This is a genomic window from Stenotrophomonas sp. YJH_SMC_16 (genome assembly GCF_059367875.1).
In genome coordinates, this window is sequence record NZ_JCAFRH010000006.1 from 50,925 (window position 1) to 67,703 (window position 16,779).

The window sequence follows — 16,779 nt, forward strand, 5'->3', positions numbered from 1 at the left end:
ATGCCGTCCGCAATGAAATGGTTGCCAGCAATGGGGGCAAGCCAATTGATCGCCAGGCGCTGTTGGAACGCATGTACTTTGTGCGCCCGGACTGCGTAACAAGGTTGCCCAGCGGGCTTTACGAAACTGCCCCCGGGATCGTGCTTGATCAGAATCTCGTTCTGCAACAGACAGCGGCCAACATCGAAGCGGTGGCCGTATGCTACTTCGATGATCCACGTTCAAAGCTCGGCCCGAACGCCAATCTGAGCTATCACGAGTACTACACGCTCGGAGCGATCAACAGGATTCTGTATTACGAATCCGAGTATCGCCGCATCTTGGGGGCCGGAAAGCCCAATGCGCTGACCATCGATTTTTCAGCACTCGGAGTGGACAGAGCAAAGCTGGAGGCATCGGGCTTCTATTTCACCGGGAACAGTGAAACCCTGGGAATCTCGGATGGTCCGAACAACTGGACGACCATCACGCGCAAGGGCTCAGCGACACCCGGCTGGAACTCCCCGTATGCATTGAGTTGGCTGTTCAATGCCGACGATGGGCTCTTGCAGAAGATTGCCTTGGCGGGTGGGCTCGGCGGAGCCATCGGCGGCGCCGTTTCTTCGGCACTGCGTATCAAGGATCCTGCATGGCGGGTGCTGAGTTCCACCATCCTGACAACCGTCGGTGAGAATCTGGCAGAGGCCATCCAAGCCGGCGGTGTGTCTGTAACGCTTCCGTCGGGAGTGGTCCAGAACGTCCTTGACGACCTTCCGGAAGAGTTCCAGGCCAACCTGCGCAGTGCAGGTGTGGGTGCGATCTCCTCCTACCTGGCCGCAGAGCTGATCAGCTCGCTTGGTATTGAAGGAACGCTTGGCGAACTGGGGCAAACCGTCGCGTCGGCGGCGATCGCGCAGATCATCCAGAACGCGGCAGCGATTTCCAATGGCGCGAACATCAGCCTGTTCAATGGCATCAAATCCGCCCAGCTGTTCAATGCGGTGGGGGCTTATGTCGGCGCGCGCATCGGTGCCAGCCTGGTAGAGTTCGATACCATCGGTGGCCAGATCGGTGCGCAGGTGGGATCGGCCATTGGTGCTTATGTCGGTGCATCTGCGGCGACGACATGGGCTGCAGCGGGCAGTAAAGTGGGTGGGGCGGCATACGGCGCGATCGGTGCGGCAGTCGGCGCATTGGTCGGCTACATCCTGGGAGGACTGATCGGCTCGTTCTTCTCAAGTGGAAAGCCGCGGTCGTGGGCCACGGTCAGCTGGGAAGAGACATCGGAGAGTTTCGTCATCAGCGGAGTGCGGTCACGCTCCGGTGGCTCCAAGGCCGGTGCGAAGATCCTCGCCAGTGCCGTGGCGGAGAATCTCAATGCTGTGCTGAAATTGTCCGGAAGCCGGGTAGCCTCTGGTAGCTCTGTCGATGGGGGCACCTTTGGCGCGTATGGAAAGGAGTATCGATACTGGTCGGCGGCTCCCGTCGCGTTCTCCAGCGCGGAAGAGCTGATCGGATACGGATCGGCACTGGCACTGACCAATCTTGCCGGGAAGATGATCGGCGGCGACATCCATATCAAGCGCGCCCTCGTGCAACACCTGGGGATGCTGCCGTCTTCGCGTGAGTTCAACGTGACGTCTCTGGTCGGGGATCTTGCGATGGCGGCCGACTACGGGCGCTATCTGATGGACCCCTTCCAGATCAACGCGCTCATTGCCGGCGCTCCGGAAAGCGGACTGGCAGCACAATGGGCTATCACATTTGCGCGTGCCACAGAACTTGGGTTGAACAAGCGTGCATCGACTGACTGGGTAGGCGGATTTGCGGCATGGATGGATCAGTTGCCCGATGGGGAGCTGAATGGCGTAGGCCTGAATGCGGCGAACGTCGTTGCATCGCTTGACAGTTCGAGTGGACGGAAGTTCCTGTTCATGGGATGGAGCGGCGAGGAGCTCCTCTCTATTGGCGACACCATCGTCACCGCAGACAAGGATCGCATCCTCGGTGGCACCGGCAACGATAGCATCATCGTCAATGGTGCAACGCTGTCCAGCACCACTGGCCTGCTGATCAACGGCAAGGCCGCCCCGGCCACCCATCGCATCGGCATCGCTGCGGTCATCGATGCCGGTGCTGGCGACGATCTGGTCCGTGGCGGGGATCTCGGCAACGATCTGCTCGGCGGCAGTGGGAACGACACCCTTGTGGGTGGCCTGCTCGATGACTGGCTGTTTGGCGGTGACGGCAACGATGTGCTGTTCGCCGGCAATGTCACCAATGTGAACTTCGCCATCGGTGATGCCAGCGCACAGGCGTTGGCGATCGCTGCGCGTGGTGGCAATGGCAACTACCTCGACGGCGGTGCCGGCGACGATCGCCTGTATGGCGGCACCGGTTCGGACTGGCTGGAAGGCGGCGCTGGCAACGACCTGCTGGCGGGTGGCGAGGGTGGCGACATCATCGCCGGTGGCGCCGGCGATGATCGGGGGGGCAATGGCGAAGCGCGCCTGTTCGGTGGGGGCGGCGCGGACCAGTACCTGTTCCGGCTCGGTGACGGCCGCGATGTGGTCTACGACGAAGAGGGGGCGGGGGCCATCCGCGGCAGCGGCGACAGCTTGAATGACCGCCTCGCGAAGATCGCCAATGGACAGCTGGCGCGCAACTGGGCCGGTGGCGGCGATTACGAGGTCAACGGCTCGGTGAAGGGGGGGGAGGACGCGATCGTGTTCGGCACCGGCCTGTCGCTGCAGAACATCCAGATGCGTCGCTCCTCGGCCAGCGGTGCCGGCAACGACCTGATCATTGCCCTGGTCAGCTATGACGCCGCCGGCAACGCGATCCTCACCGGCGACGAGCTGACCATCAAGGACTGGTTCGAATCTTCGCATCGCGTGGAGTGGCTGCGGTTTGCCGATGGCGAGGACATCCGCATCGGCGATATGACCTCGTACATCATCGGCACTGGTGGCTCGGATGTGATCCTGGGTACCTACGGTGCGGACTTCCTGTATGGCGGGGCTGGCAACGACGAGATCCGCGGCCTGGCCGGCAATGACTTCGGCAATGGTGGCTCGGGCGACGATTTCGTTGCTGGCGATGGCGACCAGGACTGGGTGATGGGCGGCTCCGGCAACGATCAGGTGCTGGGCGGCGCGGGCAACGACACGGTGTTTGGCGATGATGGCAATGACCGTGTGTATGGTGGTACGGGTTCGGACCTCGTGGTCGGCGGTCGTGGCAACGACGAAGTGGTGGGCGGTGAAGGCGATGACGTCTTCCGCTACCAGCGCGGCGATGGCGACGACATTGTCATGGACGACTATGTCGACAACTGGGATCTGGTCTGGGAGAAGGGCGCCTACGTCAACGGCTATGTGCGTAATGCCGATGGCACCGTCAGCAAGGATGGCGTGGTCTATTTCGACGGTTCCACCTGGATCAGCCACAACGACTGGAACGACGAGGCGCAGGTGCTGCGCCGGCACAAGGGCGCGCTCAATGGCCTGATAGCGCGCAACGCGGGTGTTGATTCGCTGGAATTTGGCGTTGGCATCGATATCCAGGATGTGATGTTGCAGCGCGATGGCAATGACCTGCGCCTGGTGATCGGTCGCGATGGTGAGAAGGAGCGCCTCTCGGCGTCCAGTGACCGGATCACTATCAGGGACTGGTACGCACTCGGCGGATCGATCGAGAACATGGTGTTTGCCGCGACCGGCCGCCATGCGCTCACCGACATGACCCTGCTTGGGGGTGGCGATGGCAACGACACGATCGTCGGTACGGCTGGCAAGGACTGGTTGACCGGCAACGGTGGCGATGACGTTATCGACGGCGGTGCGGGCAACGACCTGCTGATGGGCAATGAGGGCGACGATACGCTGCGTGGCAGTGCGGGTGACGACATCCTGTACGGCGGCCAGGGTGACGATCTGCTGCACGGCGGTGCCGGCGCGGACACCCTGTTCGGTGGCGGTGGCGTGGACATCGCCTCTTACGCGGGAAGTGCGGCGGTGCGCGTTTACCTGGAAGGCACGTTCGCCAATACCGGCGACGCCAAGGGCGATGCCTACAGCAGCATCGAAGGCATCGAGGGCGGCGCCGGCGCCGACCGCCTCGGCGGCAGCATAGGCGCAGATGTGCTGCGTGGTGGCGGTGGCGCGGATGCGTTGTACGGCGGTGAGGGCGACGATGCCTATGAGTACAACATCGGCGACGGTAGTGATGTCATCTATGAAGGCGCATTCTATCTTGATGAGGTGATGTCCAGCTCAGGGACGTTGGGATCAGCCTACACGGCGTCTTGGGAGTATCTGGGCATTGGCGAGACAACGGTGGGCAACAAGCATCAGTATCGGTTGACGGTCAAGGAGATCGGATCCGGCACTGTTGTCTACCAGAGCGTGGACAAGGTGGACTTCCTGTTTGACGCCCCAGTGGCGAACGCGCCAGCCTCCACCACGTGGCCATCGGCGCAGGGGCAGTTCCGTTCGTCGACCTGGCGAAACGGGCCAAATGGGCAACAGATCGTACGCGAAGTGTTCCAGGCCATCGACGGGGGCCAGGATACGCTGGTACTGGGAGCAGGGCTCAGCCTCTCCAATCTTCGGTTGGCGCTGAGCGGGACGACGCTCCAGGTGGATGTCTTCGCCGCACAGAACGGTACGATCAAGCTCGCCAATCACACGAATGCCCAACGTCGCGTCGAGTTCATGCAGTTGAAGGACGGACTGGTGCTGGATCTGCGCCAGTTCCGCCAGCTTTCCCAAGGCGGTAGCGCGAGTGACGATGTATTGTTCGGGTCCGATGGCGCGGACACGCTTACGGGTCTTGCAGGTCACGACGTGCTGGCGGGTGGAGATGGCAATGACACGCTGCGGGGCGGCGACGGCGACGACACGCTGGAGGGCGGTGCCGGTGCCGATATCCTCGACGGTGGCAGCGACCGCATCAGCCTCGGCCAGGCGGCGGTGGCGGGTGAAGCCTATGGCGATACGGTCCGCTATGTGACGTCCACCGCGTCGCTGGTGCTGGATTTGGCCGCGGGCACGCTGTCGGGCGGGCATGCCGATGGCGATACCCTGGTCGCAGTCAACGGCGTCAGCACGCTGGAGAACGTGGTGGGCAGCGACGGCTTCGCCGATACCATCAGTGGTGATTCGCGGGCCAATCGCCTGATCGGGCTGGGCGGCAACGACTGGCTGGATGGGCGTGGGGGCGATGACGTGCTCATCGGTGGTGATGGCAACGACACCCTGATGGGCGGCGACGGCAACGATGCGTTGTCCGGCGATGCCGGCGATGACCGACTTGAAGGTGGCGCGGGCAACGATGTGTTGGCCGGTGGCGCGGGTGCTGACGACCTTTACGGTGGGCTGGGCGACGACCAGATCAGCGGCGATGTAGGCAACGACAAGGCCTGGGGCGGCGAAGGCAATGACACCCTGGGGGGGCAGGATGGAGACGACCAGCTCTACGGCGAAGCCGGCAACGATACTCTGGTGGGTGGCGCGGGCGACGACCTGCTGGACGGCGGGACCGGCAACGACACCCTGGCCGGTGAGGCCGGTAACGACCTGCTGCGGGGCGGTGATGGCAATGACACCTACCTGTTCGATCGGGAGGGCGGCAACGACCGGATCGAAGACGCACTGGGCGTCAATCGCATCGTGCTGCAGAACGTGGCCAACCACGAGGTCTGGCTGCAGAAGGTGGGCAACGATCTGCTGGTCAGCGTGATCGGAGGCAGCACCCGGATCACCATCGCGGGCTACTACACCGGCTCCAGTCGGATCACCGAGATCGCGACCGGTGCGGGCTCGCTTTTCCTCGCCCACGCCGAGCCACTGCTCGCGGCAATGGCGGCAGAGTCGGCGTCCGTGCCGGCCGGGATGTCCTCCAGCTTGCAGGGCCTGCTCGGCACCTACTGGCAGAACTCGAACAAGCCGGCACCACTGGTCGAGACGCAGTACCTGGCCACCGATGAGGACGTGCCGCTCAGTGGCAGCGTCAATGCCGTCGACCATGATGGGAACATCACCGGGTACACGGTGATCACCGCACCCGGTATGGGGGCCGTCACGCTCAATGCGGCCACCGGCGCCTGGGTCTACACGCCGGCTGCGGACCGCCACGGCAATGACCGTTTCGTGGTCCGGGTGACCGATGCGGACGGCAATACCGCCGACCAGATCGTCGATCTGGTGGTGCGCTCGGTCAACGACGCGCCCAGCGACATCCTCGCACCCGGCCCGCTGGCCGTGGACGAGAACGCCGCCAACAACCTGTCGCTGGGCCGCTTCGGTCATATCGATCGCGACGGCGCGGAAGATACGGCCACCTTCACCCTGATCAATGATGGCGGCGGGCGCTTCAAGCTCACGGCCGATGGCACGCTCAGCGTTCGTGACGGCACCAAGCTGGACTATGAGACCGCCACCGCGCACACCATCCGGGTACGCGTGACCGACAGTGCCGGCGCGTGGTTCGAGAAGGACTTCAAGATCGACGTCCGCAACGTCAACGAGGCACCGTTCACGCCGACGCGGCCACCGAACACCGCACCCGTACTGGCCGGTGAAAAGACGGGCGCCGGTACGGTGGTAGGCACCTTCGTGATCGGGGACCCCGACAAGACCACGCCGACCCTGCAACTTGTAGCCAACCCGGGCGGTCTGCTGGAGGTGGTGGGTAACCAGGTACGCGTGCGTGCGGGCGTTGCAATCGACTTCGAGGCGCTGGCCGCCGCCCAAGGCGCGACCTTGGTCGATCTGGATGGCGACGGCATCAAGGAGGTGCTGCTGACCGCCAGCGTGAGGGCGTACGACGGCAGCCTGGCATCTGCTTCGACGCTCAGCTTCACCTATGCCATCGAAGACGAGAACGAAGCGCCGACGGCAGTGATGTTCGCGGCCACCACCACCAGCTTCAGCGAAACCGATCGCGTTCCCACCGGTACCGCGCTGCCGGCGATCCTGCTCGGCACGCTGTCGGCCACCGACCCAGACACCACGGCCGGCAGTGATTTCGCCACGATGGTGTACAGCGTGTCCGACAGCCGCTTCGAGATCATCAACGGCAACCAACTACGCCTGAAGGCGGGTGCGATCGTTGACTATGAGGCGGGCAGCAACGTCACCGTGACGGTCACCGCGACCGATCGCGGCGGCGCCGGGTTGAGCGTCAGCAAGCAGCTGGTCTTCACCGTGGTCAACCGCGATGACTACCTGTACGGCACTGCCGCTGGCGAAACGCTGGTCGGCCAGGCCAACCGGGATGTGATCCAGGGGCTCGGTGGCAATGACATCATCAACGGCGGCGGTGGCAACGACGACCTGTACGGTGGCGATGGCGATGACAATCTGCGCGGTGAGGCTGGCGACGACAAACTGTGGGGCGAGCTGGGTCGCGACACGCTGTACGGTGGCGCAGGCGTCGACGAACTGCGTGGCGGTGATGGCGATGACAACCTGTATGGCGAAGACGGTGATGATCGTCTGTACGGCGACGCCGGCAATGACATCCTCGATGGCGGTGCCGGCAATGACCTGCTGGAAGGGGGCATCGGCAATGACACGCTGCGCGGTGGCGTCGGCAACGACATCCTGCGCGGTGGTGATGGCGACGATATCCTCGATGGCGGTGCCGGTGCCGACACCCTGTCCGGGGGCGTCGGTGTCGATACGCTGACCTACGCCTCGGCGACGGCGGGCATCGTGCTGAACCTGGCTACCGGAGCACATGGTGGCGCGGCCGCTGGCGATGTGCTGGAAGATGCGTTCGAGCGCGTGATCGGCAGTAGGTTCGACGACGTCATCACTGGTGGCGCGGGGGATGATTACATCGAGGGTGGCGCAGGCAACGACAAGCTCTATGGCGGTGCTGGCAACGACACGCTGTATGGCGGTGATGGTGACGACCTGCTCGATGCGCAGGCCGGCAATGACACCCTGTATGGTGGCGCCGGTAACGACATCCTGATTGGTGGCGATGATAGCGACGTCTACTTGATCGACCGCAACTCCGGTGCCGACGAAATCCGCAACTACGACTCCAGTGGCGACGATATCGACGTCATCGGCTATCGCGACATCAGCCGCAATGACCTGTGGTTCAGCCGTACCGGCGATGACCTGGTGATCTCGGTGATCGGCACCAGCGTGGTGACCACGATCAAGGGCTGGTACACGACCACCAATGCCAATGATCGCGCCAACTACAAGATTGATTTCTTCCTGGCCGGCGAGCACGCCAGCAGCACGATCAATGCAGAGGGACTGGTCGCGCTGATGGCCGGTCGCACCAAGCCGGCCACGGTGGCGGCCTATCAGGCATTGCATGCCGACGGCACGTTCGAGAACCAGTGGCGGCACTACTGGGATGGCAACGGCCTGCCGTCGATCAGCATCGTGCCGGATCAGTCGATCAACGAGGATGGGCAGGTCGCCCTGCAGTTCACCGTCGGTGATGACCTGACCCCGGCATCCGGGGTCACCGTACGTGCCGTGGCGGTGGATGCCACTGACCTCACGACGGTGGTGGCCTGGATGAATACTCCGAGCATCACTGCGGGGGCCAACGGCGAGCGTACGGTGACGCTGGTGCCGAAGGGCAACGCCAGCGGACGCGTTGCGATCAAGCTGATCGCAACCGATGCCGGTGGGCTGGTGACCGAGCGCGTGTTCTTCATGAATGTGGCGCCGGTAGTGGACGCGCCGGTGATTACCCGTGCCGTGCAGGTCGGCAAGACGCTTGATGGCGGAACGCTGACGCTGGACGTGCAGGCTGCCCTCACCGACACCGACGGGTCGGAAACGCTGGAGATCCGAATCTCGAACCTGCCGACCGGGCTGACCCTGAACAAGGGCACGAACCTGGGCAACGGCGTGTGGTCGCTGACGCCGGCGCAGCTGGCCGGTCTGGCGCTGGTCGGTCCGGCCACGTGGTCGGCCGACCTGACCGGCACTGCGGCGCTGACGGTGACCGCCATCGCCAAGGAGACCGCGACGGGCAAGACCAGCAGCAAGACGCAGACCCTGTCGGTCACCATCAATGCGCGTCCGACCGACATCACCGTGGACCGTGCGCTGAGCACAGTCGAGTCGACCTCGGATGCACCGGTGGCCAATGGCACCGTGCTGGGCAACTTCGCACGGGTGGATGCGGACAATGACAGCTTCACCTTCAGCCTGACCAACAACGCAGGCGGGCGCTTTGCGATTTCCGCGGCCGGCGTGCTGACGGTGGCCAATGCCAGCCTGCTCGACTACGAGGCCAACACCTCGCACCAGATCGTGGTGCGGGTGACCGACTCGGGAGGGTTGACCCGCGACAAGACGTTCACCGTGGCGGTGACCAACGTTGATGAGGCGCCGGCTACGCCGACCGTCTCCAGCCAACCGGTGGCAATCGCCGCCGAGAATGCGGCGCTGGGCGGCGTTGTGATCGCCAACCTTGCCTCCAGTGGCGGCAATGGCAGCTACAGCTATGTGCTGGAGGGCGACGCGCGCGGCTGGTTCACCCTGGTCGGCAACCAGCTGAAGTTCCGTGATGGCCTGGCCCTGGATTTCGAAGCGCTGAAGGCTGCTGGAATGGCCGTGAGTGACGCTGATGGCGATGGCCGCCAGGAGGTGGTGTACTCGGTGTCGGTGAAGGCTGTGTCGGGTGGGTTGACCTCGGCGGGGGCGCGCACCATCACCGTGCGCCTTGAAGACGTCAACGATACGCCGCATGGCATCACCGTTGATCGCACGCTGAGCATCGCGGAAAACACTGCCAACGGCGCCGAGGTCGGTAAGTTCAGTGGCCAGGACCAGGACGTGACCGACGGCCTGACCTTCACCCTGGTCAACAATGCTGGCGGCCGCTTTGCCATCACCGCGGCTGGTGTACTGAGCGTCGCCAATGGTGGGCTACTGGACTACGAGGCCGCCACTTCGCATGCAATCACGGTGAGGGTGACCGACACCCACGGCGCGACCCGCGACCAGGTGTTCCAAGTGGGCGTGTCCAACGTCAACGAAGCGCCACGAACGCCTGACGTCGTGCAGCACGTGGCGCTCACCTCCGAGAACACCGGCGTGTCCGGGCAGGTGGTGGCCACGCTGTCCTCGTCTGATCCGGACGGGACCGCGCCCTCGTACCAGATCATCAACGATCCGTTTGCCTGGTTCGCCATTTCCGGCAACCAGCTCAAGTACAACGTCAGCAGCTTCGATTTCGAAGCGGTTGCACCGTACCTGCAGCTGATCGACGGCGACGGCGATGGCCAGCTGGAGGCGTACTACAACGTCACCGTTCGTGCGACGGATGGAGCGCTGGTGTCGGGCAATCGCGAGATCACGGTACGCATCGAAGACGTCAACGAGGCACCGACGACCTGGGGCCAGAGCCTGACGCTGGCCGAATCGGCGCCGGGGGCGGGGCAGACCGTGTTCCAGTTCACCAACTGGTCCGACCCGGACAGCCAGTGGTACAACCGCGACCACCGGTTTGCCATCACCGGTGGTGCCAGCAACCTGTTCGGCATCAACGCCACCACGGGTCAGATCGCGCTGCACGGGCAGCTGGATTATGAGACCGCGCAGAGCCACCAGATCCAGGTGACGGTCACCGATCGTGGTGGCCTTTCCAGCAGCACCTGGGTGACGATCAATGTGCAGAACGTCAATGAGCGGCCGACGGTCGTCCAGACGCAGGACAGCAACTACGTGTACGTGCTCTGGGGAAGTGACCAGGAGGACATCTTCAGCCGTCTGGTGATCACCAGCGCGGTGGAACTGGTGAGTACTACTGGCCAGTACTGGGACACCTATACCAACGAGACATCGTTCTTTGACTATGGGACCACGTCGAAGGCCATTTCCGGTGATGGTTTCCTGAACGGTTACTACTACAACGGCACGCTTGCCACGCGGATCGTGAATCGTGGAAACCGGCGTCAGGTGAACGACGGAAACTGGGGCGATCCGCGCGGAAGCGGCGCGGGCTACTACCAGGAGACCTACTACGACACCTACTATGAAATCGTCATCCAGAGCGTGGACAGCGCTGGCCTCTGGAGTGATCCGCTGAAGTTTGTCGTCAACGAGTTCGGCGCTCGCCTCGGCCCTGTGGTTCTCGATCTGGACGGCGACGGCGTGGAGACCGTGGGCTGGGCACAGAGCGCCACGCGCTTTGACATGGACGGTGATGGCGTGCGTGATCTGACCGGTTGGGTCGGGCCGCACGACGGTCTACTGGTGCTCGACCGCAATCGCAACGGCACGATCGATTCCGGCGCCGAGATCTCGTTCACGGCCGATCTTGCAGGCGCCCATTCCGACCTTGAGGGACTGGCCGCCTACGACAGCAACGGCGACCGCCGCCTGGATGCCAATGACGCCCGCTTCAGGGAGTTCCAGGTCTGGCGCGATGCCAACCGCGATGGCATCAGCCAGGCGGGTGAGCTGCTGACGTTGCAGCAGGCCGGCGTGGCGTCGATCAACCTTGATGCGCGCCGTACCGGGCAGATGCCGGGTACGTCGGTGGACAACACCACCTATGCCAACGGTCAGTACATCCGTATCGATGGCACCCAGGCGGCCCTGTCGGACATGTTCTTCGCTTTCGGCGAGCGCAATCAGGAGGGCGACGATGACGGCCTGAACCTGAATGCTGGCTCCGGAAAGGACGGGCGTGACCTGGGTAGCGGTGATGCCGCCTCCGGACGCGTCAACCGCCGTGGCGGGGATCCACGCTTCACGCCTGCAACTGACCTGCCGCAGGCCCCGGTGGCACAAGCCGTGACGGAACTGGGGGATCATTTCGGTGGCGTTGAGCCCACCGCCGCCGAGCGGATGCAGCAATCGGCTCGGTCGGAACAGCGTGCCCCCATCGATGAAAGCATTCCGTCCGGCCCGACAACACAGCGCTCCGCCTTGCATGACAATCTGGCGCTGGCACAGAAGAAGCGGTTCCAGATGATCGAAGCGATGTCCACGTTCGACGCTCAGCCCTATGCCCAGGGCATCAGCACGGCGGCGCGCGATCCGGCCGCCATGGAACTGTTGACCGCCATTCCCGACTATAGGATTTCCCGTTCATGATCACGTCCACGACCGCCACCGCCGCCTCCGACGGGGCGCCGCGCACCGTTGCCGAGGCCCTCGGCCAGATCGTCTGGCTGCTTTCACAGTCGCCGCTGCACCGTGAGATGCAGTTGAAGGACCTCGAATGGTCATTCATGCCGCCGCTGCTGAAGGAGCAGTTCCGGGTGTTCCGTTTCGGCACACTACCGCCGCTGCCGGGCATGCAGGAAGCCGGTGCGGCCTTCGCCGGGGTGACCCAGCAGGCACTGGAACAGTTGCCGCTTGGCGTTGCAATCTGGGCCAGTCTTTCAGAGGAGGCCGAGCGCAAGCTGGAAGTCGGCGAGCGGCTGGAACTGGACGACTGGAACAGCGGCGATCGCCTGTGGCTGATCGAGTTCATCACCCCCTTCGCCCAGCCCGGCAACGGCCTGGCCGAGGCCATGCTGGGCGATCTGCTGACCGGGCCGTTCGCGGGGCGCAGCCTGTCCATGCACCGGACCGATCCGGCCACCGGCCGGCGTGACAAGGTGACCCTGGGCGGCGTGCCGTCGCAGGCGGCCTGATCCGGTAAGGGTAAACGCCCGCCCCGGCCGCCATGCTGGCGGTCGGGGGAGTAGAGGCAAGCCCGGTGGGCCGGGGCGCGATGATAGAATGCCGGGTTTCTGGCAGTGCCCACCATGGGCGGCCGGGTATCGGCAACTCCGGCTGTGTGCTATGACAGGCACCAGCCCCCGGACAATGGAATCACTTACCTATGGCGCGCGGCATCAACAAAGTCATCCTGGTCGGCAACCTCGGCAACGACCCGGACGTGAAGTACACCCAGAGCGGCATGGCGATCACCCGCATCAGCCTGGCCACCACCAGCGTCCGCAAGGACAAGGATGGCAACCAGCAGGAACGTACCGAATGGCACCGCGTGGTGTTCTTTGGCAAGCTCGGCGAGATCGCCGGCGAGTACCTGCGCAAGGGCAGCTCGGTCTACGTCGAAGGCAGCCTGCGCTACGACAAGTACACCGGCCAGGACGGCGTTGAGAAGTACTCCACCGACATCGTTGCAGATGAAATGCAGATGCTGGGCGGCCGCGGTGAAGGCGGCGGCGGTGGCGGTGGTGGCAACTACGGCGGCGATCGCCCGCAGCGTCAGCAGGCGCCGCGCCAGGAGTACGGTGGCGGTGGCGGTGGCGGTGGCGGTGGCGGTGGCGGTGGCCAGCGTGGCGGCCAGGGCGGTGGCTATGGCAACCAGGGCGGCAACCAGGGCGGCGGTTACGGCAACCAGGGTGGCAACCAGCGCCCGCAGCCGCAGCAGGCTCCGCCGATGGACGACTTCGCTGACGACGATATTCCGTTCTAAGCGCACCTTCGGTGCATCCCGACAAGGGCTCCTGGCATGCCTGCCTGGGGCCCTTGTCGTTTTTGAGGCCCTGCCGGGATCCTGTTGTCCGACGGCCGCCGATGCAGACGTTCCTCGATGTTGTCACCGATTGCCGAACACGCCCTGGTCCAGCAGGCAATCAATGAACGCCCCCAGCAGGGCGGGGCGATGCCGCCTGTTCGGGTAGTAGAGAAAAAGCCCGGGGCGCGAGACCGACCAATCCGCCAGTACCCGCACCAGCAATCCCTGGGCCAGCAGTTCCCCCACGCGATCCTGCTCGAAGTGATAGGCGATTCCAAGGCCGGCCAGTGCCGCCGCAATCCCGACGTCAGCGTGATTGGTGACGACAGGACCGTCCACGGCGACCTCCAGGTGGCGACCTCGCTTCTTGAACTCCCATCGGTACTGCCTGCCGTCACTCTGCAGCCGCCAGTTGATGCAGGCATGGTCCTGCAGTTCCGTTGGAGATCGCGGCGTTCCACGGCGTGCGACGTAATCCGGTGACGCCACGGCGACCATGTTCAGGTCGGGAGTGAGGCGGATGGCCACCATGTCCTTCTCGAGCTGCCCGCCCACGCGGATGCCTGCATCAAACCGCCCACTGACGATGTCGCTGAGCGCGTCGTCGACCACGATGTCGACAACGACATCAGGGTAGGCCTGGTGGAAGCGGGCAAGCCGCGGGGCAATCAGTGTTCTCGCGGCGATGCCCAGCGTATTGATGCGCAGCGTCCCATTCACCCGCCCGGTCGCCTCGCGGGTTTCAGCGACCGCTACGGCCAACTCCTCGAACAGCGGCGCTATGCGCGCGTACAGTCGCCCGCCACTTGCTGATGGCGCGACGCTTCGGGTCGTGCGATTGAGCAGGCGGGTGCCGAGGCGGCCTTCCAGTTGGCGGATGGTCTGGCTCAGCGCCGAGGGCGATACCCCCAGATGTTCCGCAGCCCGCGCGAAGCTCTGGCGTTCCACCACCGCCACGAAAGCCTTCAGTTCAGTGAACTCGGATCCGCGCATTAGGTAGACTTTTCGACATAACCCATTCGGATTATAGGGCATTCACTTAACTGGCCTGCGTGCACATCCTGAGCGCCTCACCACTGCAGGAGCCCAGCAATGAATGCACTGACCCTCCCAGAGCCCATTGCCGCGTACTTCGCGGCCGAGCATGACCCCGAAGCCCTCGGGCGTTGCTTCACCACCCAGGCGATCCTCAAGGACGACGGGCACACGCTCACCGGCGTCAACGCGATCAAGGCCTTCCTGGCCGAGGCATCGGCCAAGTACCGTGCTACCAGCGTGCCATGCGCCATCGCGCGGCAGGAACACTGTCACGTTGTCCGCGCCACTGTCAGCGGCAATTTTCCAGGCAGCCCGATCCTGCTGACCTACCGTTTCGAACTGCAACGAGGCCTGATTGCAGCGCTGGAGATCACTGCATGAGCTTCGATCTTCAACTCGGTGGCCTGCGGGCCGTGGTAACCGGCGGCACGTTGGGTGTGGGGGCTGCGGTGGTCAGGACCCTGGCCGAGGCCGGGGCCCGGGTGATGACGTCTGCGCGCAGCTTGCCGGCACGGCCGGTCGAAGGGGTCGCGTACGTGGCAGCCGATCTGTCGACGGCCGAGGGCACCGGCATCTTCGCCCAGGCCGTTCTGCAGGCGTGGGACGGTGCCGACATCCTGATCAATGTGCTTGGGGGATCAAAGACACCAGGCGGCGGCTTCGCGGCGATCAGTGATGCGCATTGGTTTGCCGAGCTGAACCTCAATCTGATGCCGGCGGTTCGTCTGGATCGCGCCTTGCTGCCGGCCATGCTCGCGCAGCGCGCTGGCGTGATCATCCATGTCAGTTCGATCCAGCGCATGCTGCCTCTGCCGGAGTCCACCACCGCGTACGCCGCGGCCAAAGCGGCACTTACGACGTACAGCAAGTCGCTTTCAAGAGAGGTCACCGCCAAGGGCGTGCGCGTGCTGAGCGTTGCGCCGGGCTGGATCGAGACAGAGGCTTCCCGGGAATTTGCAGAACGGATCGCGGCAGAAGCAGGAACCGATTATGAAGGGGGCAAGAGGCTGGTCATGGACTGGCTTGGGGGGATCCGGTGGGGCGCCCCGCGGCACCGCAGGAGGTGGCCGATCTGATCACGTTCCTGGCGTCTCCCCGGTCTGCCTCGATTTCCGGAACGGAGTATCGGATCGACGGCGGCACGGTCTCGACCCTGTAGCCAACAGGCGTCGTCCCGCTGCCACCGCCCAGAAAGAAAGCCCCGCTCATGCGGGGCTTTCCTTTGTCCGCGATTCCTGCGGAGTTGTGCCCCGCAGCATCAGCTTTCGTGCACCGCGACTTGCAAACAGACAATTTCCTCCCCTATGGTGCAATCGATTGCATTGCAGTGAATCGTTGCGTTTGATACCGGTTGGGAGGCCGGCAGGTGGATGTCCGTCCATTCGATCAGACCGGCCCCGTCGACGGGGCTCACGCGGCGCGATGCGCTGCGCATCGCAGTTGCCGGCAGCATTGGCCTGGGGGCCGCGACAATCGCGGGCACGCTGCCCGCATCCGCCGCCACCGCGCCGCTCAAAGGCAACCTGAAGCACTCCGTCGCCCGCTGGACCTTCCCGCAGCTGTCCGTCACCCAGCTCTGCGCGACGGTGAAGGACATCGGCTTCGCCGCGATCGACCTGGTCGGCCCGGAAGACTGGCCGACGTTGAAGGCCCATGGTGTGTACAGCTCGATGTGCAACGGCGCGGAGCTGGGCCTGACCAAGGGCTTTGCCGGGCGCCAGTTCCATGACCAGTTGGTGGAGCGCTACACGCGGCACATCGATCTGGTCGCCGATGCCGGCTATCGAAACCTCATCTGCTTTTCCGGCAACCGCAACCGCATGGACCCCGCCGAAGGCATGGCCAATGCCGAAGCTGGCCTCAAGCGCATCCTCGGGCATGCCGAGAAGCGCGGCGTGGTGCTGGTGATGGAGCTGCTCAACTCCAGGGTCGATCACCACGACTACCTGTGTGACCACTCTGCCTGGGGCGTGGAGCTGTGCCAGCGGCTCGGCTCGGACAACTTCGGCCTGCTCTACGACATCTACCACATGCAGATCATGGAAGGCGACATCATCGCCACCATTGGAAAACACCACGCCTGCTTCAAGCATTACCACACCGCAGGCGTGCCAGGCCGGAACGAGATCGGAGACCAGCAGGAGCTCCACTATCCGGCCATCTGTCGCGCGATCCGCGACACTGGTTTCAAGGGGTATCTGGCGCAGGAGTTCACGCCTGCAGCGCCCGATCCCGTTGCCTCATTGCGCGAGGCGATCCGCCTCTGCGACGTCTGAAACGATATCCACCCAGGTG

Annotated in this window: 6 protein-coding genes and 1 pseudogene; 6 read left to right on the plus strand and 1 reads right to left on the minus strand. The window is 64.2% G+C overall.

All coding sequences use genetic code 11. The features are described from left to right. Positions 1-725 precede the first annotated feature (725 nt). The 3 genes from AC5P6E_RS14415 to ssb all read left to right on the plus strand — a co-directional run bounded on the left by AC5P6E_RS14415 (position 726) and on the right by ssb (position 13,404). Positions 726-12,068: an SPM autocatalytic domain-containing protein gene (locus tag AC5P6E_RS14415; RefSeq protein WP_495231062.1), complete on the plus strand. Its 11,343-nt coding sequence runs from the start codon at positions 726-728 to the stop codon at positions 12,066-12,068. Further along, the gene (locus tag AC5P6E_RS14420; RefSeq protein WP_019337072.1) at positions 12,065-12,613 is read left to right on the plus strand and encodes a toxin-activating lysine-acyltransferase; all 549 of its coding nucleotides are present in this window, start codon (positions 12,065-12,067) and stop codon (positions 12,611-12,613) included. Before AC5P6E_RS14415 ends, AC5P6E_RS14420 begins: the two co-directional genes overlap by 4 nt. Before the next feature lie 191 nt (positions 12,614-12,804). Next, complete coding sequence (gene ssb, locus AC5P6E_RS14425; protein WP_495231063.1) at positions 12,805-13,404, plus strand: single-stranded DNA-binding protein; 600 nt, start codon at positions 12,805-12,807, stop codon at positions 13,402-13,404. A gap of 123 nt (positions 13,405-13,527) precedes the next feature. Here the strand turns inward: ssb and AC5P6E_RS14430 are convergent, their stop codons facing one another. Next, positions 13,528-14,481, minus strand: a complete 954-nt coding sequence (locus AC5P6E_RS14430; protein ID WP_224329103.1) for a LysR family transcriptional regulator — start codon at positions 14,479-14,481, stop codon at positions 13,528-13,530. A gap of 57 nt (positions 14,482-14,538) precedes the next feature. Here AC5P6E_RS14430 and AC5P6E_RS14435 point away from each other — a divergent pair, with 57 nt between their 5' ends. The 3 genes and pseudogenes from AC5P6E_RS14435 (at position 14,539) to AC5P6E_RS14445 (ending at position 16,760) form a co-directional block, all read left to right on the plus strand. Continuing rightward, the gene (locus AC5P6E_RS14435) at positions 14,539-14,865 is read left to right on the plus strand and encodes a nuclear transport factor 2 family protein (RefSeq protein ID WP_019337070.1); all 327 of its coding nucleotides are present in this window, start codon (positions 14,539-14,541) and stop codon (positions 14,863-14,865) included. Next, positions 14,862-15,643: pseudogene (locus AC5P6E_RS14440) on the plus strand (SDR family oxidoreductase). Before AC5P6E_RS14435 ends, AC5P6E_RS14440 begins: the two are co-directional and overlap by 4 nt. 211 nt (positions 15,644-15,854) lie before the next feature. Continuing rightward, complete coding sequence (locus tag AC5P6E_RS14445; RefSeq protein ID WP_495231064.1) at positions 15,855-16,760, plus strand: hydroxypyruvate isomerase family protein; 906 nt, start codon at positions 15,855-15,857, stop codon at positions 16,758-16,760. The last annotated feature ends 19 nt before the right edge of the window (positions 16,761-16,779 follow it).